Genomic DNA, 23,692 nt, shown 5'->3' with positions numbered 1-23,692 from the left:
CAGTGTCTGGATGGCGTGGTGGTAGCGGACGGTTTGGCGGATGTGGTGGGTCCAGTAGTCGGGGGTGGTGAGTTGGTCGGGGGTGGCGAGGTGTCCGGTGAGGGTGGAGACGATGGGGATGCGGGGGGTGTGGAAGTGGAGTTGGGTGGCGGTGTGGTGGAAGTCGTCGAGGGCGGGGTCCATGTGGGGGGAGTGGAAGGCGTGGCTGACGGGGAGTTGTCGGGTGCGTCGGCCGCGGTGGGTGAAGTGGGTGGTGATGTGTTCGATGTCGGGTGTGTCGCCGGCGATGACGAGTGCGTGGGGGCCGTTGATGGCGGCGATGGCGGTGTGGGGGGTGAGGTGGGGCAGTATTTCGTCCTCGGTGGCTTCGATGGCGGTCATGGCGCCGCCTGGCTGGGCGGACTGCATCAGGCGGCCTCGGGCGGCGACCAGGGTGGCGGCGTCGTCGAGGGTGAGGACACCTGCGACATGGGCTGCCACCAGCTCCCCGACCGAGTGCCCGGCGAGGAAGTCCGGTTCCGGCCCCGCATGCCGTACGAGCCGGAACAGCGCGGTCTCCAGGGCGAAGAGGGCGGGCTGGGTGTAGCCGGTCTGGTGGATCAGCGTGTCGTCGCCGGAGAGCACGAGGTCGCGCAGCGACACGTCCAGATGGGGGTCGAGGGCGGCGCAGGCCTCGTCGAAGGCGGCGGCGAACTCGGGCTCGGCGGCGTACAGTTCGCGGCCCATCCCGGCGCGCTGGCTGCCCTGCCCGGTGAACAGGAAGGCCGTACGGACGGGGCCCGAGGCCCGGCCGCGCACCAGACCGGCGTGGTCCCGGTCGGCGGCCAGGGCCGCCAGAGCGTCCTGTGTCCTCGCCCTGCGGTCGGCCACGACGACGGCGCGGTGCTCCAGATGGGCGCGGCCCCTGCTCAACTCCCGGGCCACGGCGGCGGGAACGATCCGCGGCAGGGCGTCGAGATGGGCGTGCAGCCGCTCGGCCTGGGCGCGCAACGCCTGCGGGGTGTGCCCGGACAGCGGCAGCAGGACCGGGCCGTCGTACCTGCCCGGGCCTTCGACCGGTGCCTCCGGGTCGGCACCAGCGGCATCCGGCACCGGCACTGGCAACGGCAGCGGGGCGTCCGGTGCCTGTTCGAGAATGACGTGGGCGTTGGTCCCGCTGATGCCGAAGGAGGAGACGGCGGCCCGGCGCGGGCGGCCGCGGTCCGGCCACTTCGTGGGCCGCGCGAGCAGCTCGACGGCGCCCGTGGCCCAGTTCACGTGCGGGGAGGGCGCGTCCACATGCAAGGTCGCGGGGAGCGCCCCGTGCCGCAGGGCCTGCACCATCTTGATGACCCCGGCGACCCCGGCCGCGGCCTGTGCGTGCCCGATGTTCGCCTTCAACGAGCCCAGCAGCAGCGGTTGTTCGGCCGGCCGGTCCTGCCCGTACACCGCGATCAGGGCCTCGGCCTCGATGGGGTCGCCGAGCCGGGTGCCGGTGCCGTGCGCCTCCATCGCGTCCACGTCCGCGGGCACCAGCCCGGCGGCACCGAGGGCCTGCCGGATGACGCGTTCCTGCGCGGGACCGCTCGGCGCGGTCAGGCCGTTGCTGGCGCCGTCCTGGTTGATGGCGGATCCCCGTACGACGGCGAGGATCCGGTGCCGGTTGCGGCGGGCGTCCGACAGCCGCTCCACGAGGAGCAGGCCCACACCCTCCGACCACGCGGTGCCGTCCGCCGCGGCCGCGAAGGGTTTGCACCGGCCGTCCGGCGCCAGCCCGCGCTGCCGGCTGAACTCCAGGAACATGCCCGGCGTCGGCATCACCGCCACCCCGCCCGCCAGCGCGAGATCGCACTCGCCCTGGCGCAGCGCCTGGACCGCGAGATGCAGGGCGACCAGGGAGGACGAGCACGCGGTGTCCACCGTGACGGCCGGGCCCTCCAGGCCGAAGGCATAGGCCAGCCGGCCCGAGGCGACGCTCGTGGTGCTCCCCGTCAGCAGATGCCCGTCGTGACCGTCCGCGGCCTCGTGCAGACGCGGCCCGTAGTCCTGGGCCGTGGCCCCCACGAACACCCCGGACGCGCTGCCCCGCATCCGGTCCGGCGCGATGCCCGCCCGCTCGAAGGCCTCCCAGGCCGTCTCGAGGAGCAGCCGCTGCTGCGGATCCATCGCCTCGGCCTCGCGCGGGCTGATCCCGAACAGCGCCGCGTCGAAGTCGCCCGCCCCGAGCAGGAATCCGCCCTCCCGCACATAGGTCGTCCCCGGCGTCGACGGGTCGGGGTCGTACAGGGCGGCGAGATCCCAGCCGCGGTCGGTGGGGAAGGGGCCGATGGCGTCGGTGCCCGAGTCGACCAGGTGCCACAGGTCCTCGGGGGAGGCGACACCCCCCGGATAGCGGCAGGCCATGCCGACGATCGCCACGGGCTCGTCGGCGGCGACGGCCGACGGCGCCCCGGCCGCATCCGTGGCCGCACCGCCGCGGCCGAGCCGCTCGGCCAGCAGCTCCACCACGGCCTCGGGCGTCGGGTGGTTGTAGACGAGCCCCGTCGGGAGGTCCAGCCCGGTCGCCGTGCGCAGCCGGTCCCGCAGTTCCACACCGGAGAGCGAGTCGAAGCCGAGATCCTTGAAGCTGCGGCCGGCGTCCACGGCGTCGGAGGTGACATGCCCGAGCACGAGGGCCGCCTGGGTGCGTACGAGGTCCAGCAGCCCGGCACGGGACACCGGCGGCCGCTCGCTCCCGCCGTCCGCGCCCGTGGTCACCTCGTCCGGTGCGCCGTCGGCGGCTTCCCGCGCGGGAGGCGGGCTGCCGGGCCGGGCGGCCGCGTCGCCGCCCACCGGCGCCTCGTCGAGCCAGTGGCGCTCCCGCTGGAACGCGTACGTCGGCAGCGGCACCGGCCGACCACCGCGTGCCGCCAGCGCACCGGCCCAGTCGACCACGGCGCCGTGGACATGAGCCCCGGACAGCGCCGACAACAGCGTCCGCGGCTCCGGCCTGCCCCGCCGCAGAGCGGACAGCAGAGTGTGGCCGCCGCCCTCCAGGCACTCACGGGCCATGCCGGTGAGGACGGCGTCCGGGCCGAGCTCCAGGAAGACCGTCGGGCCACCGAGCCCGACGGTCCGCACCCCGTCGTGGAACCGGACCGCCGAGCGGATGTGCCGCGCCCAGTAGTCCGGGGACGTCAGCTCCTGGGTCGTGGCGAACTCACCGGTGACGTTGGAGACGACCGGAACGGCGGGCGCGTGGAAGTCCACGCCGGAGGCGATACGGCGGAACTCCGCGACCACGGAGTCCATGTGCGGGGAGTGGAAGGCATGGCTGACCGTGAGCCGTCGCGTGCGTCGCCCGCGCTCGGTGAAGTGGGCGGCGATCCGCTCGGCCTGAGGTTCCTCGCCCGAGACGACCACGGCCCGCGGCCCGTTGACGGCGGCCACCGAGACCCCGGCGGACAGGAGTGGCAGCACCTCGTCCTCGGTCGCCTCCACCGCCACCATGGCGCCGCCTGCCGGGGCCTGCTGCATCAGACGCCCGCGGGCGGCGACGAGCAGCGCGGCGTCGTCGAGCGAGAACACACCGGCCGCGTGTGCCGCGGTGAGCTCGCCGATCGAGTGCCCGGCCAGGCAGTCCGGCTCCAGCCCCCGATGCCGTACGAGGTGGAACAGCGCCGTCTCCAGGGCGAACAGGGCGGGCTGGGTCCAGCGCGTCTCGTGCAGCGCGGGGTCGTCACCGAACACGACCTCCCGCAGGGGCCGTTCGAGGTGGACGTCGAGTGCCGCGCAGACGGCTTCGAACGCCTCGGCGAAGACCGGCTCGGCCGCGTACAGCTCGTGCCCCATCCCGGCGCGCTGGCTGCCCTGCCCCGTGAACAGGAAGGCCGTACGGACCGGGTCCGAGGCCCGGCCGCGCACCACCGAGGGATGCTCCTCGCCCGCCGCCAGCGCCTCGACGGCCCGCAGCAGTTCCGCACGGTCCTCTGCCACGACCACGGCCCGTTCGGCGAACTGCGTCCGCGTCGCCGCCAGCGCGAAGGCCGTGTCCAGGGCATGTGCCGTGGCATCGGCGCTCCGGCCGTGCCGCGCCAGTCGCGCCGCCTGCGCCCGCAGTGCCCCCGCGTCCCGGCCGGACACGAGCCAGGGCACCGGCCCGCCGGCCCGCCGTACACCGTCCCGTGCCGGGGACCCGTCGCGAGCGTCCACCGCGTCGCGACCCACCGCCTGCGGATCGCCCAGCACCACATGGCAGTTGGTGCCGCCCATGCCGAAGGAACTCACACCCGCGACGAGTGGCCGGTCCTCCCGCGGCCACGCCGTCTCCCCGGTCTGCACACGGATCCCCAGCTCCGCCAGCGGGATCGCCGGATTGGCCGTGCGGAAGTTCAGGCTCGCGGGCAGGCGTCGCCGCGCGATGGCCAGGGCCGTCTTGAGCAGGCCCACCAGACCGGCGGCGCCCTCCAGATGCCCCACGTTCGTCTTCGCCGAACCCACCAGCAACGGGGCGTCGGCGGGCCGCCCGACGCCGAGGGCGGCGCCCAGGGCGGCGGCCTCGACGGGGTCGCCCACCGGAGTGCCGGTGCCGTGCAACTCGACGTACTGCACGGCCTCGGCGGTGGTGCCCGCCCGGGCGTGGGCCTCCCGGATCACCGCCTCCTGCGCCGACCGGTCCGGCACCGTGAGCGCGCGGGAGGCGCCGTCGTTGTTCACGGCGCTGCCCAGGATCACGCAGTGCACCCGATCGCCGTCCGCGACCGCCCGCTCCAGGGGTTTGAGTACGACGGCCACGCCGCCCTCGCCCCGCACGTACCCGTTCGCCCGCGCGTCGAAGGTGAAGCACTGCCCGTCCGGCGACAACGCCCCGAAGCGCGCGCTGTCCGCGCTGCTGCCCGCGGACAGAATCAGGTTGACGCCGCCGACCACGGCCAGATCCGACTCGCCGCCGCGCAGGCTCTCACAGGCCAGGTGCACGGCGACCAGCGAGGACGACTGGGCCGCGTCCACGGTGAGGCTCGGACCGGTCAGACCGAGCACGTACGACAGCCGGTTGGCGAGGATGCCCCGGTGCAGCCCGGTGACCGAGTGGCGGTCCGCCGCGTCCTCGCCGCGCCGGTGGTGGAGCGCGGCGTAGTCGTCCCAGATGGCGCTGGCGAAGACCGCCGTGCGGCTGCCGGCGAGGTCGGCGGGCACGATGCCGGCCTCCTCCAGCGCCTCCCAGCCCAGTTCGAGCATCAGCCGCTGCTGCGGGTCCATCGCGGCCGCCTCGCGCGGGGAGATCCCGAAGAAGGCCGCGTCGAAGCGGTCCACCTCGTCGAGGAACGCCCCCCGCCCCGGCGCCGTCGCGGACCAACGCCCCGCCGGGGCCTGCCCGACGGCGTCCTCGCCGCGGCTGAGCAGTTCCCAGAACGAGTCGGGATCCGGGGCTTTGGGGAGGCGGCAGGCGAGTCCGACGACGGCGATCGGCGTGGGGCGGTCGTTAGGCATGGTCTGTCACGTACTCCCTCGGTGCGGGACACCTGGCACAACCACCCTCGCGACCTGCCCTAACGGCGGCCTTTGGCAGTTCTAAATCGCTCCGTTCGCCGCCGCCCGGGAGCGCTCCGGATGCAGCCCGCGGCGCAGCGCGCCGAGGTGTTCCCCGGCGATCCGGCGCTGCTCCTCCGGTGCCGCCGGGCCGCCGAAGGCGTGGTAGGCGCCGGGGAAGTTGTGCAGTTCCACCGGGACCCCGGCCCGGGCCAGCCGCAGGCCGTACTCCAGGCCCTCGTCGCGCAGCGGGTCCAGGTCCGCCGTCGAGAGGTATGCCGGGGGCAGACCGGTCAGGTCGGCGGCGCGCGCCGGAGCGGCGTGGTCGGGGACCGGGCCGGGATGCGGCCCCAGATACAGACGCCAACTCTCCTCGGCGAGCGGCCGGTTCCAGATCGGCGTGTCGGTGAACGCGGTCATCGAGCCGGTGGCGAGGCGATCGTCCAGGACCGGAGTGCTCAGATGCTGGAAGCACAGCGCGGGCCCGCCGCTCTCACGCGCGAGCAGCGTGAGAGCGGCGGCCAGACAACCGCCGGAACTCGCCCCCGCCACCGCGAGCCGCGCCGGGTCCGCGCCCAGCTCGTCCGAATGACCGGCGACCCACTCGAGGGCCGCCCAGCAGTCGTCCAGGCCCGCCGGGAACGGATGCTCGGGCGCCAGCCGGTACGACACCGCGACCACCACGGCCGACGCGGCCAGCGCCGCCTGGGCCGCGCCCAGGTGCACGGAGTCCACGTTGCCCAGGCAGAAACCACCGCCGTGGATCCAGAGCACGGCCGGCAGCGCGCGGCCGGCCGAGACCGGCCGGTAGACCCGGACGAGGACGTCCGGTGCCCCGGCCGGCCCGGGAACTCTCACCTCCCGCACCGAGACCTCCGGCACGGCGGGCAGCTCACCGACCGTCAGCAGCGCCTCGCGGTGTTCCGCGACGGCGTCCGCCAGGCTTCCGGTCACCGGCATCTCAGACCTCCAGCGCGATCGCCTGCGACGGACACAGCGCCACGACATCGCGCAGTCGTGTCTCCTGTGCCGCGTCGTCCACCCGGGAGTCGAGCACGAGCACCGTCCCCTCGTCCGACTGGTCGAAGCGGTCGGGTGCGGACAGCACACACTGTCCCGCGCCCAGACACCGGTGGGTGTCGGCCGTGATGCGCATGGGCACTCAGGTCCTTTCAGCAGTTCTCACCATGTGAGCGGTTCTCACCATGAAGCGGTCGTCACCATGTGACGGGCAGTTCCCAGATGCCCTGGACGCCGCCCGGTTCCTTGACCGGCAACCGGTCCGCCGGGACCGCGAGACGCAGCCCCGGAAGCCTGCGGAACAGCGTGGACAGGGCGATCTCCATCTCGGCGCGGGCCAGGTTCTGGCCGATGCACTGATGGACCCCGTGACCGAACGACACGTGGTGGCGGGCGCCGCGCGCCACGTCGAAGGCCCCGGAACCCTCGAAGGCCTCCTCGTCGCGGTTGGCGGTCGAGATCACCACCACGACCCCGTCCCCGGCCTTCACCCGGTGGCCGCCGAGTTCGGTGTCGGCGGTGGCGAAGCGGGCCACGCCGTCCGCGATCGCCATGTAGCGCAGCAACTCCTCCACCGCGGAGGGCAGCAGCGCGGCGTCCGCGCGCAACGCCTCCAGCTGGGCCGGGTGTTCCAACAGGGTCAGCACACCGAGCGCGATCGCGCTGGCCGTGGTCTCGTGGCCCGCGACGAGCAGCAGCAGGGCGATGTCGACCAGGTCGCGCCGGGTCAGCGCCCCCGTGGAGAGCTGCTCGGCGATCAGGGTGTCGAGCAGCCCGTCGCCCGGGTCGCTCTCCTTGCGCCGGATCAGACCGTCGAGGTAGGCGCTCAGCTGCGCGAACGCGTCCGCGCTGTCCTCCAGCGTGGTCGTGCCGGTCACCACGCGCCGCGACTGCTGTTCGAAGAAGGCGTGGTCGGCGTACGGCACCCCGAGCAGTTCGCAGATGACGATGGACGGCACCGGAAGCGCGAAGTCCGGTACCAGGTCGGCGACCGGACCCTTCGCCTCGATCGCGTCGATCAGGTCGTCGACGAGACGCTGGATCCCGGGGCGCAGCGCCTGGATCTTCTTCACCGTGAAGTGGGACAGCAGCATGCGCCGCTGGACGGTGTGTTCCGGCGGGTCCATGCCGATGAAGTTGCGCACCTTGCGGGCGGACTCGAAGCGCGGCGCGGTGGCCGGGTAGTGCGGATGGATCCGGTCGGACGAGAAGGTGGCCGCGTCGAGCAGCACCTGCCGGGCCTCCGTGTGCCCGCTGACGGCCCACACCCGGCGGCCGTTGTAGAGCTCGACCAGGGAGACCGGGCCCGCCTGCGTGTACCGCTCGTACCCGGCGGGCGGCTGGAAGGGGCAGCCCCGCGCCTGCGGGTAGACGGGGACCGCCGGGTCGACGGTCTCGTCGGGGGCGAGTTCGGTCATTCGTGGGCCTCCAGAGCGGTGGGGCGGGCGACCGGGAACACGGGCGGGCGCCGGCTGCCGGCCGGTGCGCCGAACTTCCGTACGAGCGGTGCCTCCACCCAGGTGAACAGGGCGTGGGCCAGTGCCAGGCTCAGCAACAGCGCGCCGAGCAGGGTCAGGGCGCCGACGGCCGGCGACAGACCGGCGTCGGCGACCACCCAGCGGTGGAGGTACGCCACCACCAGGCCGTGCACCATGTAGAAGGCGAAGGAGAGCTCCCCGAGGCGGACGATGACCCGGCCGCGGAACGGCGACGCGGTCGTCCGTTCGTCGGCCGAGGCGGCGGCCGCCACCAGCGGGGTGAGCCACAGGGCCGCGGTCCCGGCGACGCCGTACAGGTACGGCACGTTCGAGTTGACGGTATAGCCGCCGACGGCGATCAGACCGGCGGGCAGCAGCCCCAGGCGCGGCCAGGCCCCGGCGAGCACCAGACGCGCGGCCACCATGCCGAGGGCGAACTCCAGTGCCCGTACCGGCGGGAAGAAGTACACGAACCAGATCTGGTCGAAGGAGAGGCTGCCGTCGGCGATGAACGGCAGGGGCGTGCCGCCGATGCCGTAGCGGGCGACCACTGGGGCGACCACCGTGAACGCGGCGAGCACCCCGGCCAGCGCCCACAGCCGGCGTACCGGCACCCGGTCCAGCAGGCGCAGCAGCAGCGGAAAGCTCAGATAGAAGAACAGTTCGCAGGAGAGCGACCAGCTGACGGCGTTCATCGTGTTCGGGACCTGGATCTCCGGTATCCAGGCCTGCACGAGGAAGAGGTTGGCGAGGGTGCCCTCGACCGTGAAGACGTCGGAGGCGATCAGCATCAGCGCGGCCGCGAGCCCGAACGTCACCAGGTGGTTGGGGTAGATCTTCACCAGCCTGCGCCGCCAGAAGCCGGGCGCGGTGTCGTCGGACCGCGCCGACCACGTCAGGACGAATCCGCTGAGGACGAAGAAGAAACTCACGCCGTAGAAACCGGCGTTGGCGAAGACGTCGCCGAGGGCGTCGCCGCCCCGCCCGTCGACGAACCTGGTCTGCCAGGTGGTGTGGAAGGCGAAGACGAGCAGGGCCGCGATGAACCGCATCCCGGTGAGTGACGGCAGTCTCGACACCTTGGGGTGTGCTGGGGCGCCTGGCATGAGTGGTGACCTCCGGCTTGTCCGAAAACTGGCCTGTCGAGGCTGGCAGTCGTCCATTGGCCGGATCTAAAGCCGTTCTTCAGCGGCATGTCGCGCGTGTGCACGACGCGGTACCGCCTCCAGCAGCGCCCGTGTGCAGGCATCCCGCGGCGCCGAGAACACCTCCTCCACGGGACCGGACTCCACCACCCGGCCGTCCTTCATCACCATCACCCGCGCACAGACCTCCCGGACCACCGCGAGGTCGTGCGAGATGAACAGCATCGCGAGGTCCAGCGACTCCTGCAGCTCCCGCAACACCCCCAGCACCTGCGCCTGTACGGACACGTCGAGCGCCGAGACCGGCTCGTCGCACACCAGCAGCCGGGGCCGGGGCGCCAGTGCCCGTGCGACGGCGACCCGCTGCCGCTGGCCGCCCGACAGCGCCAGGGGCCGGCGGTCCAGATGCTCCGCCGACAGACCGACCTGCTCCAGCAGCCGTACGGTCTCCTCCCGCCGCTCCTGCCGGCTGTGCACCCCGGCCGTCTGCAGGGCCTCGCCGACGATCCGGGCCACACTCCAGCGGGGGTCGAACGCGCTCAGCGGATCCTGCGGCACCAGCTGCAGCGCCCGCCGCCGTGGCCGTCGCTCCCGCTCGGACACCCCGCTCCAGGCGGCGCCGTCCAGCCGTACGTCCCCGCTGTCGGGGGACAGCAGGCCGAGCACCATGCGGGCCAGGGTCGACTTGCCCGACCCCGACTCGCCGACGAGCCCGAGCGTCTCTCCGGGGCGCAGGGTGAACGAGACTCCGGCCACGGCCGTCCGACGGGCGCCGCGCGGCCCCCTGAACTCCTTGACCACGTCGGTGACTTCCAGGATCGGCGCCCCGCCGGTGGCGGCGGGCGGCGCGGCACCGGGCGGCCCGCCGCCGGGGACCGCGTCCAGCAACGCCCGCGTGTAGGCGTGCCGGGGCCGGTCGAGTACGTCCCGGACGGGACCCTGCTCCACGATCCGGCCGCCCCGCATCACGGCCACCTCGTCGGCGAGTGCCTCCACCACAGCCAGGTCGTGGCTGATCAGGAGCAGTCCGGTGCCCGCCTTCGTCAACTCGCCCAGGAGATCGAGGATCCGGGCCTGCACGGAGGCGTCCAGCGCGGTGGTCGGCTCGTCGGCGATCAGCACACCGGGTTGTGCCGCCAGCGCCGAGGCGATCAGCGCCCGCTGGCGCAGTCCCCCCGACAACTGGTGGACATGGCTCCTGGCCCGCTCGACCGGCTCCGGCACGCCGACCCGCTCCAGCAGATCGATGACCCGGTCCGCCGCCTGGTGCCGGGGCACGACGCGGTGGACCAGCAGGGGCTCGGCGATCTCCTTGCCGATCGGGCGCAGGGGATCGAGGGCCACCAGCGCGTCCTGGGCCACCAGACCGATGCGCCGCCCGCGCAGCGCACGCCAGTCCCGTGGGCCGAAGGCCAGCGCGTCCCGCCCGAACAGGCTCAGCCGGCCGGCGCCGACCGTCGCGGTGGGCCCGGCGAGACCCAGCAGCGAGCGGGCCAGCGCACTCTTGCCGGACCCCGACTCGCCGACCAGCGCCAGGCACCGCCCCGCGGACAGCCGCAGCGAGGCCCCCCGGACCGCCTGCACCCGCGTGGTCCCCTCACCGAACCGCACATCGAGGTCCACCACGTCGATCAGCGGCTCGTCCGGGGAGGGTCCGGTGCGCGGGGCGCTCATGAGGCGGCCCGCCACTCGGCCCGGTTCTGGGCGTACCGGCCCAGGACGGTCACCGCGAGCACGGTCCCGACCAGCAGCAAGCCCGGAAAGAGCGCGATCCACCAGGCCTGCTGGAGGAAACCCTGGCCCTCGGTCAGCATCGCACCCCATTCCGGTGTCGGAGGCTGGGCGCCCAGGCCCAGGTAACTCAGCGCCGCGCCGGTGGAGATGGACGCGCCGAGGGTGACGGTTGCCAGGACCAGCAGCGGCCCGAGCGTGTTCGGCAGCACATGGCGAAGGATGATCAGCGGCCGCTGCACGCCGAGTCCGACCGCCGCCTCGACGTATCCGGAGCGGCGCACCACCAACGCCTGGGCCCGTACGACCCGGGCGAACCCCGGCGCGGTGCCGAAGGCCACGGCGATGGTCGCACCCGCCACCCCCTTGCCCGTGATCAGTACGACCAGCAGGGCCAGCAGCAGACCGGGCAGCGCCAGCAGGACGTCGGCGGCCCGCATCAGCAGCGTGTCCCCGAGCCGTCCCGACAGCGCGGCGGCGAGCCCCCACAGCACGGCGATCGCGACCCCCGCACCGGTCGCCGCCGCGCCGATGGCCAGCGAGTAGCGCGTGCCGTGCACGATGCGGGCGAAGACGTCCCGCCCCAGCTCATCGGTGCCGAACCAGTGTCCGGAGCCGGGCGGCCTGAGCGCCTGCAGCGGGTCGGTGTCGGTGGCGCTGGTGTGGGCGAACAGCCCTGGGACGAGCGCGGCCAGCAGGACGAGCGACAGTGCCGCGGCGGCGAGCAGCACGGAGACCGGTGGCCGCCGCGTGGTGCGCGCCTCAGTGGCCCGGCCGGCCGGCGGGCCGGTGCGCGGTGCGGGGGAGACGCTCATGCGGCCTTCACCCCCGTCGCGCCGCGCAACCGTGGATCCACGGCCAGGCACAGCAGTTCCACCACGGTGCCCACCGCGACGAACACCACCGCGGACAGTGCCACCACACCCTGCACCAGCGGCAGATCGCGCGAGGTGACCGCCTGCAGGGTGACCCGTCCGATCCCGGACCGGGCGAACACGTTCTCCACCACGACCGCGCCGCTCAGCAGCGTTCCGGTGAACCAGCCCGCGAGCGTGAGAGCGGGCAGCGCGGCGTGCCGCAGCGCGTGCCGGGACCGCACGGCCGGCTCGGTGAGGCCACGGGCCCGGGCGGTCAGCACGAAAGGGCTGCGCAGGGCGTCGAGCAGCCCCTCGCGCATCACCTGCGTGAGGACGGCGGCGATCGGCAGGGCGAGCGTGATCACCGGCAGGACCAGCGAGCGGACGTCACCGCTGTCCGACACGGGCAGCCAGCCCAGCCGGAACGAGAACAGCGTCAGCAGCATGATGCCCAGCCAGAACGACGGGGTGGACACGACGACCAGCTCCACCACCGCCGACAGCCGACGTGGCCAGCGCGCCCGCCCCGAGGTGGCCACCGTCACCACGACCGCGAGCAGCACCGCCAGCAAGGTGGCGTACAGGGCCAGTTCGGCGGTCGGCCGCAGTTGCTGCGCCAGCACACCGGAGACCGGCTGCTGGAGTTGGTAGGAGTCCCCGAGGTCGCCGGTGAGCAGGTGGCCCAGATACGTCACGTACTGCACCGGCAGCGGCCGGTCCAGCCCGTAGTGGTGCCGGATCTCCTCCCGCTGCCCGGCGTCGACCAGGGCGTTCGCGCCGACCACGGCACGCACGGGGTCGCCTGGCACGAGTTGCAGCACCAGGAAGGCACAGCTGGCCGCGCCCCACACCACGAGCAGTGCGCCACCCAGCCGCACGGCGACCTGGCGCACGACCGGCCTCATCGGGCCTCCACCCAGGCGGGATAGAACTCGGGCCAGGCGGAGATGCCCAGCCGCAGTCCGTGCACGCGCTTGTTGACACCCACCGTGGACCTCACCACGTACGCGGGAACGACGACGGCCTGGTCGATGGTGCGCCGCTGCACCTTCGCGTACGCCGCCTCGCGCGCCTCGGGGTCCTGCGCCGCCTCCGCCTGTTCGAGCCAGGTGTCGACCTGGGGGTCGGCGAGCCGGGAGAAGTTGTGGCCGCCGCCCTCGGAGGTCTGGGACGAGAGGAAGAAGTGACCGAGGATGTCGCCGTCGGCCCGGGCCCAGGAGGTCTCGACCAGGTCGTACTTCCCCTTGTCCAGCAGTGTGGAGACCTCGGTGGCGTCCGTGGAGGCGGCGAGGTCGAGTTCGATGCCGGCCTTCTTCAGGCTGCCTTGCACCGCCTGCGAGAACAGGGACGGTTCGCCGTAGACGGGGGCCACGACGGTGAGGGTGCGGCCGTTCTTCGTGCGGTACCCCTGGGAGTCTCGGCCGGTCCAGCCCGCCTGGTCGAGCAGCCGGGCGGCCAGCTTCGGGTCGTAGGGCCAGCTGTTCTTCAGGGAGGCGTCGTAGCTGTGCGGGGTCGTCGGCGAGAGGGCGCTCCAGGCGCGGGAGGCGGTGCCCTGGAAGACGGAGCGGACGACGGTGTCCAGGTCGACGGCGTGCTGGAAGGCGCGGCGCACCCGGATGTCGGAGAAGAGCGTGCTCCTGGTGTTGAGGTAGAAGGCGTCCACCGCCCCCGGGACGTCCTTGGAGACCACGCTCAGCCGTGCGTCCCGCTTCACCGTGCCGATCTGCTGGGCCGGCGGCTCGGCGGCCGCGTCCACCTGGCCCGAGGTGAGTGCGCCGACGCGGGTGGCGTCCTCGGTGATGAAGCGGATGGTGAAGGAGGACAGCCGGGCGGGGCCGCTGTGTCCGGCTCCGCTGGGTGCCCAGGCGTACGCGGCGTTGCGGGTGTAGCCGCGCTGCTGGCCGCGGACGTAGGAGGCGGCCTTGAACGGGCCCGAGCCGACGGCCGTCGTCCCCGCGCACAGCTTGTCCGCGCCCGCCTTGAGCGAGGCCGGGGACTCGATGCCGAGGTAGGTGGTGCCGGCGGCCTGGAGGAAGGGGGCGTACGGCCGGGTGAAGCGGACCTCGACCACGTACCGGCTCTTGACCGTGGTGTCCCGGTAGGGGCCGAGCAGGCCGGCGGCGTACTGGGAGCGGGTGGACCTGGCGGTGATGTGGTCGAGGTTGGCCTTCACGGCCGCGGCGTCGACTGGTGTCCCGTCGTGGAAGGTGACACCTCGACGGAGGGTGAAGACGTAGCTCCTGCCTCCGTCGCCGATCGTCCACTTCTCGGCGAGCCAGGGCTCCAGATCACCGTTCGGAGCCTGGTAGACGAGTGAGTCGAAGACCGGGCGCTGGACGAAGGCGGTGATGTCCTGGGCGCTGGTGTGCGGGTCCCAGCAGTCGGGTTCCTGGTTCGTGGCGTAGACGAGACTGCCGCCGGAGTGGGGTGCGCCGCCCGCCGAGGAGCTGCCGCCGGCCGAACAGGCCGGGACCGCGGCGAGTACGAGGGCGCTCAGCAGGGCGGCTCTGCGGACGGTACGGCGCAGTTGCATGCCAACTCCGGGTCGGGTCAGGGTGCGGGGGACCGTATCCACTGTCGGGAGTCCGCTAAAGCGGGACTGAAGCTCCCTCGGCCGGCCGCGCCGCCACGTCCGCGGCGGCCTCGGCGAGCAGTTCGAACGAGCGCAGCCGGTCGCCTTGGCCGTGGACGACGGTCAGCGCCATCAGTTCGTCCGCGCCGGTGCGCTCCACCAAGGCCGCGAGCCGGGCCCGGACCATGTGCACGGAACCGATCAGCTGCGGTTCCACCAGGTCGTCCAGGAACCGGAGTTCGGCCGCGCTGTAGGGGTGGTCGGCCGCGGTGCGCGGGCCGGGGAAGGCGTCGAAGCGCGGCCGGGTGCGCATCTGTATCTTGCCGAGCAGATACGGCGCGGCGACGGACCGGGCCGCCTCGTCGGTGTCGGCCACGGTGACCAGGACGGCGATCAGGGTGCGGGGACGCTCCAGGTACGGCGAGGGCCGGAACGCCTCCCGGTAACGTGCCAGGGCGGCCGCGGAGGCGTGCGGGTTGATCTGGTGCGCGAAGGCGTACGGCAGGCCGAGGAGGGCCGCCGCCTCGGCGCTGGACGGGCTGGAACCGAGCATCCACAGGTCGGGCCTGCCGTCGGCCGCGGGGACGGCGACGATGCCGGACGCGGGGTCGCCGGGGGCGAAGTAACCGCTCAACTCGTCTATCTGGCGCGGGAAGTCCTCGCCCTGCGAGGACCGGCGCAGCGCGCGGGCGGTGAGGGGGTCGGTGCCGGGCGCGCGGCCCAGACCCAGATCGATGCGGCCCGGGTGCAGCGCCTGAAGGGTGCCGAACTGCTCGGCCACCACCAGCGGCGCGTGGTTGGGCAGCAGGACGCCGCCGGAGCCCACCCGCAGCGTGCTGGTGGCGGCGGCCAGTTGCCCCACCAGGATGCCGGGGGCGGAGGTGGCCAGACTCGGGGTGTTGTGGTGCTCGGCCACCCAGTAGCGCAGATAGCCGAGTTCCTCGACGCGTGGGGCCAGCGCCACGGTGTCGCGCAGCGCGGCGGTCGCGGTGCCGTCCTCGAAGACGGGAACCACGTCGAGGACGGACACGGGGATGCTGGTGGCAGTGGTCATGGGCGAGTCCCTGGGTGTCGGGCGGACGGGGTGTGCGCCGTGGACGGGGGATGAACGACGGCGCACACCCCTGCTGGCGGGTCCGGGCGGTGCCGGACGGGAGGGTCAGGCGGGGTCGGCGACTCGTTCGGAGCCCTGGGGGTCCGCGGTGGGCGCGGGCTGCGGCCTTCCCGGCAGGAGGAGTCCCGCCAGGAACACGACGACGGCTGCGGCGACGGGCCACCAGAAGGCGTCCGCGAACGTGCCGGCGGTGGGGGTGGCGTGCGAGCCGCCGCCCTGGAGGATGAGGGCGACGACGGCGATGCCGAGCGAGGCGCCGATCTGGTTCAGGATGAAGACCGCGCCGGTCGCTCCGGCGGCCGCCTCGCCGGGCACCGTGCGATACACCGACCCCATGGTGGGGGCGCCGACCAGGCCCATGCCGAAGCCCGTGGCGAGCTGGGCCGCGGTGAGAGCGACCTGCGAGGTGCCGCTGTCGGCCTGGGTGAAGACCAGGGCGCCGGCTCCGATGAGCAGGGCACCGACCGGGACGAGCCGCTTCGCGCCGAACTTGTCCGCCAGGTTGCCCGCGACGGGCATGCCGATGAGGGTGCCGAAGCCCAGCGGGGCGAGCAGCAGTCCGGACTCCAGCACGCTGTGGTCGCGTACCTGCTGGTAGTAGAGGGGCAGCAGGAACAGCAGCGAGAACAGACCGCCGCCGAGCAGGAACATCGTGGCCACGCTCGCGGAGAACCCCTTGCTGGAGAAGAGCCGCAGATCCAGCAGCGGGGTGCGCTCGGTACGCAGCGCGTGCACGGCGTACGCGATGAACAGCAGCACGCCGACGACGAGCCCGACGATCACCCGCGTGCTGCCGAAGCCGGCACCGCCCGCCTGGGACAAGGCGTAGACCAGCGCGGCGAAACCGGGCGGGAGCAGCGCCACGCCCAGGGCGTCGATCGGGGCGGAGGTACCACTGCCGGGCGGATCGGCCGGCAGGACCCGGATCGCGAGCACGATGGCGGCGAGCGCGAACGGGATGTTGACGAGGAACATCCACTCCCAGGACAGGCTGTCCAGCAGCAGACCGCCGATGATCGGGCCGACGACGGGGCCCAGGGTGATCGGCACCGAGATCAGCCCCATGACGCGGCCCATCCGCTCCGGCCCCGCGGCGGTGGCGACCACCGTCATCATGATCGGGTCGACCATGCCGCCGCCGAAGCCCTGCAGGATGCGGAAGGCGATCAGGGACTCCGCGTTCCAGGCGACGGCGCACAGGACCGATCCGGTCAGGAAGACCGTCAGACCCAGCAGCCACATGCGCTTGGCGCCGAAGCGGGCCACGGCCCAGCCGGCCAGGGGAATGGCCAGGGCCACGGCCAGCAGATAGCCGGTGGTGACCCATTCGATCGTGGCGAGCGAGGCCTTGAACTCGCCGCTCAGGGTGCTGATCCCGACGTTGACGATCGTCGCGTCCAGGTAGGACATCATCCCGCCGAGCACCATCACGCCGACGATCGTGAGCAGCGCGGCATCGAGCCGGGCGGGCCCGCTCTCTGCCTTTGTTTCAGACACGGCAACTCCTTTGAACCATCTCGCCCATGTAATTTAACTAGGTAGTTCAATTCTGTGGTTGGGACGGTAGCATGGCTGCATGAGCGTTGGCGAGACCCCGAAGACCAGCACGGCCCCGGTGGACCGAGGCCGTATGGACAAGCGACGTGCGATCCTGGAGGCCGCTCTGCGGGTCTTCGCCCGCGTCGGCTACACCCAGGCGAGCCTCGACATGATCGCCACCGAGGCAGGCGTCGCGAAGCCGACGATCTACAACCACCTCGGGTCGAAGGAGAACCTCTTCCGGCATGTGATGACCGAGACCGCGGCCCGCTCCAACGCCAAGACGCTGGAGGTGCTGGAGTCCTTTCCCAACGACCCCGGCGAACTGCGGCCCGGTCTGGAGGACGTGGCCCACAAGCTGGTCGACTGCTACTGCGACGAACAGTCCGAGGCGGTGCGCCGGTTGCTGTACGCGGAGGCGGTGCGCTTCCCCGATCTCTTCGACGCGGTCCGGGCCAGCGGCCCCAACCAGTTCACCGACGCCCTCGCCGGCCGGCTCGCGCGCCTCGCCAACGCCGGACACCTGCGGATCAACGACCCGGAGCGGGCCGCCAACCAGTTCATCGCGCTCGTCTACGACGAACTGCCCGAGATGAGCGCGCTCGGCACCCGCCCCCTCGACCCGGAGCAGGTGGGGCAGGTCGTCACCGCCGGGGTCGACACCTTCCTGCGCGCCTTCGGCACGGGCGGCAGCGTGAGCGGGCCCGACGCGAGCGGCTGAACCGCCCCCGCCGGGCCCCGCGTCAGCGGCTGAGACGCTCGAACGCCCCACGGAAGAACAGCAGCGGCTCGCCCTCACGCAGCGCGTCGAGGCGGAGCACACGCGCCACCACGATCACGTGGTCGCCCGCCGGGTGCTCCGCCTCCACCTCGCACTCCAGCCAGGCCAGCGCCCCGTCCAGGATCGGCGCCCCGCCCGGCGACGTGAGCCAGGGCAGGCCCCGGAACTTGTCGCCTCCGGACACCGCCAGTCGCGTCGCGGCCTCCCGCTGCTGAGCGCTCAGAATGCTGATGGCCAGCATCCCGGCGGCCCGGATACGCGGCCAGCTGGTACTCGTGTGGGCCACACAGAAGGACACCAGAGGCGGATCCAGCGAGACGGAACAGAAGGAGTTCGCCACCAGCCCGGCCCGCTCGCCGGTCTCCGCCTCCCGCCCCGTCACCGCGACGACACCCGTCGCGAACCGCCCCAGCACACTGCGCAGACAGCGCGAACCGCCTTCCAGGGCCAGCGCCTCGCTCATGCCCCCACCCCGCTGTACCGCAGCCGCGCGAACTCCCGTGTCAGGGCGGTCCGTTGCTCCGCGTACCCGCCGCGCATCCGCAGCACCGACAGCAGCGTCCACAGCCGGGTCTGCGCGAAGAAGCGGGGCGAACCGTGCACGTCGTCATGGGCCAGCAGCCGCACCCGGTGCACCCGCTCACGCAGCAGCACCGCGTCCCCGGGCGGAATGATCTCGTCGCGCAGGCTGGTGACATGGGCGACCGGGACGCGCAGCGCGCTCAGCTCCTCCGGGTCGAGCGCCCACTCCTTGATCACTCCGTAGACCTCGGCGGGCGTCGAACCGGTCAGATGGGCGAGCGTGTCCGTGGTCACCCGCGGCACCGAGCGCTGCCACTCGGTGTCGGTGAAGAAGTCGTGGATCGGAGCACCGGCGCCTACCACACCCCTGATGCGGGTGTCGTGCAGGGCCGCGCGCAGCGCCAGATGACCGCTGAAGCTGAGAGCCAGGACGAAGGCGCGGGAGGTGTCGGCGCGCTCGCCGACCGCGTCGAGCAGCGCGGAGTACATCCGCGGGCTGTCCGCCCGGTACGGCAGCGTGTTCTCGCCGACGCCCGGCATCTCGGTGACCACGCCGGCGAAGCCGAGCTCGGCGAGCTGGAGCAGCACCGGGGCCCACTGCTCCTTCACCGACACGATGCCGCCCGTCATCACCAGCAGGGGCCTGGGCGTCGCCGCGTCCAGACCGGACGTCCAGCAGCGGATCCGGCCCTCCGGCAGGTCGACGTCCAGCCGCTCGATCGCCGGGAAACCCGAGCGCCAGCCGTCGAACGTGGCGACGCATCTGTCCAGTGCCTCCTGACGGGCCCCGCCGTCCACGAAGGGGAAGCGCGCCATGTTGTAGTGCACACACGCCTCCAGCAGCCTGCCCGCACCCTCCAGCCGCGCGGCCTCGTCGCTCCACTCCCGCACCCAGGAGCCGGGCGTGCCGTCCTCGTCGTGCCGGATCCGGGCCAGCAGCGGGTCGTAGTGCTCGGGCGGCAGCCCTTGCGAACGGGTGTGCGCGACCACGAAGTTCTTCAGCTCCGCGATGACGTTCATACGCTCTCCAGCGCCTCCTTGACCTCGGTCAGTACGTCCGCCGCCTCCGCCCCGTCGATGACCCGGTGGTCGAAGGTGAGACTCAGCCGCAGCACCGGTGCCACCGTGACCTGACCCTCCCGCACCACGGGCCGGTCCAGGACCCGGCCCACCCCGAAGGTCGTGGTGGTGCCACCGACCGAATGGAACGAGTCCACCGCGCGGTGCCCCAGCGAGGTCACCGCGAAGGTGCCCGTGAGATGCGGGCGCGACGACAGCGAATCGGCCGCCTGCCGGAACCGCTTGCGGCCCTCCAGCCAGGGCAGCCGGTGCAGCTGCCGGATGCCCTCGAAGTCCGGCAGCCGCTGCGGGTCGCCGTCCCGTACGCGGTCCAGATGCGCCTGGATCGCGGGCAGTTCGGCATCCTGGAGATCCGGTACGACCGTGCCGAGCACCACCCGCCGGCCGTCCAGGACGCGGTCCAGCGCGAGCTTGCCGTTGACGAACGGGTAGTGCGCCACGCGCAGTCGCCGCGGCCCGCCCCGGACCGCGGCGTTCGCGTCCGGATGCTTGGCCAGTACCCGGCCCGCGGCGCGCAGGACGTACGAGCTCGTGCCGAACCGCACGCCCTCGGCCTCCAGGGCCGCCGTGCGGTGGGCGAGGACACCGCTCATGTCCACCTCGGTGTCCAGGAACACGGGGGAGAAGTCCCGGATCACCTCCAGGAAGAACAGCGTGTGGTGACGCTGACGGGGGAGCGCCTCCTCCCGCACCTCCTCCCGCACCGCGGGCCGGTCCGGCGCGCTCGCCTCGCTCACGGCGCCACCGCCATGCGGTACACGGCCTCGAGGCTGGGCGCCTCCAGCACGTCGGCCAACGACAGCGAGCGGCCGGTCTCCCGCTCCAGCAGCGTGCACAGCGTCAGCAGATGCACCGAGTCCCAGGACTCCACACTGTCCAGCGAGCGGCCGAGGTCCTCGACCGTGACGGACAGGGCGAGCTCGTCGTGCAGGAGCACGACGAAGTCTTCGACGGTCTTCACGGGGCGTCCCCTTCACCAGGCGCGCTGTCGAAACGCGCGGTCAGACGGATGTGCGCGGCAGGGCCCGGCAGCACAGCCAGGTCGTGCCGGAAGACGGCCGTGTCCTCGTCGGCCGTCACGGTCTCGAACCCGGCCCGCGGATAGAAGTCCGCGACCTTGCCGTTCTTCGCGGTGCGCCGGTACCCGGCACGCACTTCCCGCGCCCCGCTCTCCCGCGCGTGGCGCAGGACGGCGCCCAGGACCGTCTGCTCGATGCCGCGCGAGAACACCCGGCAGCTGAGCAGGAAGTTGTCGATGTGCAGCACGTCGTCCACGCGCCGCAGCACAACGGCGCCGACGAGCCCGTTGTCGCCGAACCGGTCGGTGGAACGCACGGCGAGGACCTGGGCCGCGGGGTCCGCGGCGAGCGCCTGGACATCGGTGAGCTGCAGGCGCCGGGTGGTGAGGTTGAACTGGTTGGTGCGCAGGGTGATCTGGGAGACACGCGCGTACTGCCGCGCCTGCGCGGGCGCCACCGTCACCGCGATGTCCAGCTCGCGCAGATAGCCCTCGAGTGAGTCGAACGTGTGCAGGAAGTCCTGGCGGGCCTGCTCCTCGCGGTAGCGGACGGGCCGCACCAGATCCTCGTCGGTGAGCTCGCGCGCGTCGAACCACCCCTCGCCGAGCAGCCGCCGCGGATGCAGTGCCGGCTCCTCGTCGACCTGCACGACCGCCACGCCCGGCAGCTCCCGTCGGACCAGCCCGCACTCGAAGGCGCTGTCGTCGACGAAGACGAAACTGTCCGTCCCCACATTGAGCTCGCGGGCGAGCTCGGCCAGATTCTCGTGCTTGGGCCGCCAGTTGGCCCGAATCCGCACGAAGTCCTCCTCACGCAGCACGAGTCCGGGGTGCTCACGCAGCGTCTTCACCACCGGTTCGAGGTCGTTCTTGCTGACCGCGGTGAGCAGCACGCCCTGCGCGGCCAGCTGCCTGGCCACGAGCTGGAAGCGCCGGAACGCCTCGCCCCGGTAGCCGCCGCCCGTCTCGATGCCCTCCGGGCCGACCTCGCCGAGCACCCCGCCCCACACCGTGTTGTCGAGGTCGAGGGCGAGCACCTTCTTCCCGCCGCCGGACCACACTCGCGCCAGGTGTCCCACCTCCCGCGCGTACCCGGCGAGCAGGCCGTCCGAGAGGTGCGCCTTCGCGTACACGCTCTGGCGTACGTCACGGACGGCGACGCCCTCGGCGAGGAGCGGGGCGAGATCGACCACCACCACCCCGGGATGGCGCTGGGGCAGCCGCAGCAGCCGCGCCTCGGCCTCCCGCCACACCGCGCCGAGCCGCGCCCGGGCCCGCAGGTCCAGTACCTGGGAGGTCAACTCGCCGGGCAGTGGAAGGGTATTGAGGACCAGCGTGGTGGCCGGTGAGCCGGCGGCGCAGACCTCGGCGGCGCGTTCGACCAGGCCCAGCTTCTCCTCCAGGACCCGTGCCACGTCCTCCACCCGCCACGGCGACGGGAGTTCGTCCGCCACCACCGCGGCATCGAGAACGCACAGCACGAGATCGGGCCGGGTCGCGTACAACTCGCTGCCGGCATCGGTGAGGTCGAAGACCCAGCCGTCGAAGTCGGACGCACTGACCCGCGCCAGCAGCCCGTGCCGGGCCAATTGCGCGGTGAGCGCGGGCACGAGGCCCGACAGCGTGCCGTGTCCGGTCACGGCGATGCGCGGGGCGGGAGTGCGGGGATGCGCGGCGAGCACGGCGTCCGGGTCGACCCGGGCCAGCATCCGGCCGGCCCGTGCCAGTTCGGCGTCGGACAGTCCGGCCAGCAGCGCACGCACCCGCGGATAGCGGTCGGCGAGGATGCCGTCCCGGTGCAGCCCGGTCAGTGCCGTCAGGGCGTCCGTCACGGCGTCAGCACCCCTCCAGTGCGAAACCGGCCTTGATCCACTTACTGGACTCGACGGAGATCCCCACCGCTCGCCGCCCCGGGCCGAGTGCCCCGCCCAGGGCTCGCTCCAGCTGCAGGAACACGATGGCGTTGCCGCAGTTGCCGGCCCGGTCCACGCATGTCACGTCCTGCGCCCCGGGCAGCCCGAGCCGCTCCGTGATCAGCTTGGTCATCCGGCCCGACAGCTGGGGCGGCAGCAGGACGTCGACGTCCTCGGGACGCCAGCCGCGGGAGTCGAGCAGTTCGGTGAGCACCTGCTCGGTCATCTCCGGCACGTGCTGTTCGATCGCCTTGTAGTCCTCGGTGGCGGCGGGCCTGTCGCTGTCGCGGTCCGCGGGACCGAACCACTCCAGGACCGCGCCCGGTTCCCGGCCCAGCCCGACGAGCCGTGTGAACAGCTCATGCACCACGGCGGAGCCAGGAGCGGGCCGCGTGCTGAGCACGGCGGCCCCGGCCGCGTCGCCGAACAGGACGTAGTTGACCAGCTCGGCCGGCGCCGCCGTACGCAGGTCCCGCTCGACGTCGTAGAAGCGGGCGATCACGTCGCCGCCCAGCACCAGCACGGTACGGCCGCCCCCGCTGAGCAGGAACTGGCGGGCGACGTCCAGTGCCTGCACCGCGCCGGAGCAGCCGGACTGGAGCTGGAAGGTGCGCACGCCGTTGATGCCCAGCCGGTCCGCGACGATGTTGACGGTGGCCGGCATCAGCTGGTCCGGGGTGGCCGTGCCCAGCACCACAGCGTCCACCTCCTCCGGCCCGACCCCGGCGGCCACGAGCGCCGCGTGCCCGGCCTCCGCGGCGAGGTCCGCCAGCGTGCCGGTGACCTTGCCGGACTCCAGGTCCAGGGCGAGATGCCGGGAGGCGGTGCCGATGAACACATCCACCCACTGCTCCCACAGCGCGTCCATGCCGAAGCGCCGGGCGAGCGTGGCGTTGTCCACGGGCTCTCCCGGAAGCGCCGACGCCGCCGAACGGATGTATACGTCCCGACCGGTCATCGTGGGGTGTCTCCTCGCGTGGTCGTGTCTCGGTGCGTGGTCGGGGCTCAGTCGGAGAGCAGGATCCGGGCCTCGGCGGAGGCCCTGACGCCGGTCATCCGCCACTTGCGGAAGCCGGTGAGCCCGGCGTAGCGGCCGCCGGTCCCGGTGGCGGGGTAGTACACCCACTCGCTGGTGCGCACGTCGTTGAAGTCGGCCCAGCCCTCGGCGTGGATGGTGCCGTCGTGCAGGGTGATGTCCTCCGTGTAGTACGTCAGCAGCCCGCCGTCTCCGGGGCGTACGTACTCGATGCGGAACGAGCCGTGCGAGGTGCCGATCAGGGCACCCGTCTCGTCGTACAGCTCGTCGTCGAACGTTCCCGTCTGGCCCACCTCGGGGTCGGACACCTCCACGTCGTCGACCACCTTGACGACGATCTCCTTCGGTACGCGCAGCACGATCTCGTCGGCCATGTCCGTTCCTCTCCGTAATGTCGTT

The 23,692-nt window shown here is 72.8% G+C and carries 19 protein-coding genes; 1 reads left to right on the top strand and 18 read right to left on the bottom strand.

Going from position 1 to position 23,692, the window contains the following annotated elements; genetic code table 11:
* From ADL12_RS39240 to ADL12_RS39190, 11 genes are all read right to left on the bottom strand, one after another.
* Positions 1 to 5,448: type I polyketide synthase (locus ADL12_RS39240; protein ID WP_159053424.1), on the bottom strand; the 5,448-nt coding region annotated here is incomplete at its 3' end.
* Between the two features lie 81 nt (positions 5,449 to 5,529).
* Positions 5,530 to 6,447 carry an alpha/beta hydrolase gene (locus ADL12_RS39235; protein ID WP_062712162.1) on the bottom strand — a complete coding sequence of 306 codons (918 nt, stop codon included), beginning with the start codon at positions 6,445 to 6,447 and terminating at the stop codon, positions 5,530 to 5,532.
* 1 nt (position 6,448) lies between these two features.
* Complete coding sequence (locus ADL12_RS39230; RefSeq protein WP_062712159.1) at positions 6,449 to 6,643, bottom strand: ferredoxin; 195 nt, start codon at positions 6,641 to 6,643, stop codon at positions 6,449 to 6,451.
* A 61-nt stretch (positions 6,644 to 6,704) separates the two neighbouring features.
* The gene (locus ADL12_RS39225; protein WP_062712156.1) at positions 6,705 to 7,925 is read right to left on the bottom strand and encodes a cytochrome P450; all 1,221 of its coding nucleotides are present in this window, start codon (positions 7,923 to 7,925) and stop codon (positions 6,705 to 6,707) included.
* Positions 7,922 to 9,091 (bottom strand): acyltransferase family protein, encoded by a 1,170-nt coding sequence (locus ADL12_RS39220; RefSeq protein ID WP_062712154.1) that lies wholly within the window; start codon positions 9,089 to 9,091, stop codon positions 7,922 to 7,924. The genes ADL12_RS39225 and ADL12_RS39220 overlap by 4 nt, the downstream gene beginning before the upstream one ends.
* Before the next feature lie 66 nt (positions 9,092 to 9,157).
* Positions 9,158 to 10,804, bottom strand: coding sequence for a dipeptide ABC transporter ATP-binding protein (locus tag ADL12_RS39215; protein ID WP_062712174.1), 1,647 nt, complete (start codon positions 10,802 to 10,804; stop codon positions 9,158 to 9,160).
* Positions 10,801 to 11,676, bottom strand: a complete 876-nt coding sequence (locus ADL12_RS39210) for an ABC transporter permease (RefSeq protein ID WP_062712151.1) — start codon at positions 11,674 to 11,676, stop codon at positions 10,801 to 10,803. The genes ADL12_RS39215 and ADL12_RS39210 overlap by 4 nt, the downstream gene beginning before the upstream one ends.
* Positions 11,673 to 12,623 (bottom strand): ABC transporter permease, encoded by a 951-nt coding sequence (locus ADL12_RS39205; protein WP_062712148.1) that lies wholly within the window; start codon positions 12,621 to 12,623, stop codon positions 11,673 to 11,675. Before ADL12_RS39205 ends, ADL12_RS39210 begins: the two co-directional genes overlap by 4 nt.
* A complete protein-coding gene (locus ADL12_RS39200) occupies positions 12,620 to 14,251 on the bottom strand; it encodes an ABC transporter substrate-binding protein (protein WP_062712145.1) in 1,632 nt (543 codons plus the stop codon). The genes ADL12_RS39205 and ADL12_RS39200 overlap by 4 nt, the downstream gene beginning before the upstream one ends.
* Positions 14,252 to 14,306: 55 nt before the next feature.
* The gene (locus ADL12_RS39195) at positions 14,307 to 15,344 is read right to left on the bottom strand and encodes an LLM class flavin-dependent oxidoreductase (protein WP_062712142.1); all 1,038 of its coding nucleotides are present in this window, start codon (positions 15,342 to 15,344) and stop codon (positions 14,307 to 14,309) included.
* 105 nt (positions 15,345 to 15,449) lie between these two features.
* Positions 15,450 to 16,901: a DHA2 family efflux MFS transporter permease subunit gene (locus ADL12_RS39190; protein WP_062712139.1), complete on the bottom strand. Its 1,452-nt coding sequence runs from the start codon at positions 16,899 to 16,901 to the stop codon at positions 15,450 to 15,452.
* A 79-nt stretch (positions 16,902 to 16,980) separates the two neighbouring features.
* Here ADL12_RS39190 and ADL12_RS39185 point away from each other — a divergent pair, with 79 nt between their 5' ends.
* On the top strand, positions 16,981 to 17,664 hold the full coding sequence (locus ADL12_RS39185; protein WP_062712137.1) for a TetR/AcrR family transcriptional regulator: 684 nt from the start codon (positions 16,981 to 16,983) through the stop codon (positions 17,662 to 17,664).
* Positions 17,665 to 17,686: 22 nt separating this feature from the next.
* On the opposite strand, the gene ADL12_RS39180 is transcribed toward ADL12_RS39185, so the two are convergent.
* Genes ADL12_RS39180 through ADL12_RS39150 form a run of 7 tightly spaced genes read right to left on the bottom strand, consistent with a single transcriptional unit; the run spans position 17,687 to position 23,667 of the window.
* Positions 17,687 to 18,187: a flavin reductase family protein gene (locus ADL12_RS39180; RefSeq protein ID WP_062712136.1), complete on the bottom strand. Its 501-nt coding sequence runs from the start codon at positions 18,185 to 18,187 to the stop codon at positions 17,687 to 17,689.
* Entirely contained in the window at positions 18,184 to 19,266 is a 1,083-nt protein-coding gene (locus ADL12_RS39175) for an alpha/beta hydrolase (protein WP_062712135.1), read from the bottom strand. The genes ADL12_RS39180 and ADL12_RS39175 overlap by 4 nt, the downstream gene beginning before the upstream one ends.
* On the bottom strand, positions 19,263 to 20,018 hold the full coding sequence (locus ADL12_RS39170; protein WP_062712171.1) for a 2-oxo acid dehydrogenase subunit E2: 756 nt from the start codon (positions 20,016 to 20,018) through the stop codon (positions 19,263 to 19,265). Before ADL12_RS39170 ends, ADL12_RS39175 begins: the two co-directional genes overlap by 4 nt.
* 41 nt (positions 20,019 to 20,059) lie before the next feature.
* Positions 20,060 to 20,287 carry a hypothetical protein gene (locus ADL12_RS39165; protein ID WP_062712134.1) on the bottom strand — a complete coding sequence of 76 codons (228 nt, stop codon included), beginning with the start codon at positions 20,285 to 20,287 and terminating at the stop codon, positions 20,060 to 20,062.
* Positions 20,284 to 22,176, bottom strand: a complete 1,893-nt coding sequence (locus ADL12_RS39160) for an HAD-IIIC family phosphatase (RefSeq protein WP_244188214.1) — start codon at positions 22,174 to 22,176, stop codon at positions 20,284 to 20,286. Before ADL12_RS39160 ends, ADL12_RS39165 begins: the two co-directional genes overlap by 4 nt.
* A gap of 4 nt (positions 22,177 to 22,180) precedes the next feature.
* Entirely contained in the window at positions 22,181 to 23,215 is a 1,035-nt protein-coding gene (locus ADL12_RS39155) for a 3-oxoacyl-ACP synthase III family protein (protein ID WP_062712132.1), read from the bottom strand.
* 47 nt (positions 23,216 to 23,262) lie between these two features.
* Complete coding sequence (locus tag ADL12_RS39150; RefSeq protein ID WP_062712130.1) at positions 23,263 to 23,667, bottom strand: allene oxide cyclase barrel-like domain-containing protein; 405 nt, start codon at positions 23,665 to 23,667, stop codon at positions 23,263 to 23,265.
* Positions 23,668 to 23,692: the final 25 nt, after the last annotated feature.

Origin of the sequence: Streptomyces regalis (genome assembly GCF_001509475.1) — a bacterium.
Lineage (GTDB): Bacteria > Actinomycetota > Actinomycetes > Streptomycetales > Streptomycetaceae > Streptomyces > Streptomyces regalis.
This window is presented reverse-complemented; position numbering and strand designations above follow the sequence as displayed.

Bases quoted from the DNA above. Each gene is read 5' to 3' on its own strand.
- ADL12_RS39215 (WP_062712174.1), bottom strand. From the start codon at position 10,804: ATGAGCGCCCCGCGCACCGGACCCTCCCCGGACGAGCCGCTGATCGAC.
- ADL12_RS39205 (WP_062712148.1), bottom strand. From the start codon at position 12,623: ATGAGGCCGGTCGTGCGCCAGGTCGCCGTGCGGCTGGGTGGCGCACTG.
- ADL12_RS39180 (WP_062712136.1), bottom strand. From the start codon at position 18,187: ATGAGCGAGGCGCTGGCCCTGGAAGGCGGTTCGCGCTGTCTGCGCAGT.
- ADL12_RS39185 (WP_062712137.1), top strand. From the start codon at position 16,981: ATGAGCGTTGGCGAGACCCCGAAGACCAGCACGGCCCCGGTGGACCGA.
- ADL12_RS39195 (WP_062712142.1), bottom strand. From the start codon at position 15,344: ATGACCACTGCCACCAGCATCCCCGTGTCCGTCCTCGACGTGGTTCCC.
- ADL12_RS39210 (WP_062712151.1), bottom strand. From the start codon at position 11,676: ATGAGCGTCTCCCCCGCACCGCGCACCGGCCCGCCGGCCGGCCGGGCC.
- ADL12_RS39155 (WP_062712132.1), bottom strand. From the start codon at position 23,215: ATGACCGGTCGGGACGTATACATCCGTTCGGCGGCGTCGGCGCTTCCG.
- ADL12_RS39175 (WP_062712135.1), bottom strand. From the start codon at position 19,266: ATGAACGTCATCGCGGAGCTGAAGAACTTCGTGGTCGCGCACACCCGT.
- ADL12_RS39200 (WP_062712145.1), bottom strand. From the start codon at position 14,251: ATGCAACTGCGCCGTACCGTCCGCAGAGCCGCCCTGCTGAGCGCCCTC.
- ADL12_RS39225 (WP_062712156.1), bottom strand. From the start codon at position 7,925: ATGACCGAACTCGCCCCCGACGAGACCGTCGACCCGGCGGTCCCCGTC.
- ADL12_RS39220 (WP_062712154.1), bottom strand. From the start codon at position 9,091: ATGCCAGGCGCCCCAGCACACCCCAAGGTGTCGAGACTGCCGTCACTC.
- ADL12_RS39230 (WP_062712159.1), bottom strand. From the start codon at position 6,643: ATGCGCATCACGGCCGACACCCACCGGTGTCTGGGCGCGGGACAGTGT.
- ADL12_RS39150 (WP_062712130.1), bottom strand. From the start codon at position 23,667: ATGGCCGACGAGATCGTGCTGCGCGTACCGAAGGAGATCGTCGTCAAG.
- ADL12_RS39235 (WP_062712162.1), bottom strand. From the start codon at position 6,447: ATGCCGGTGACCGGAAGCCTGGCGGACGCCGTCGCGGAACACCGCGAG.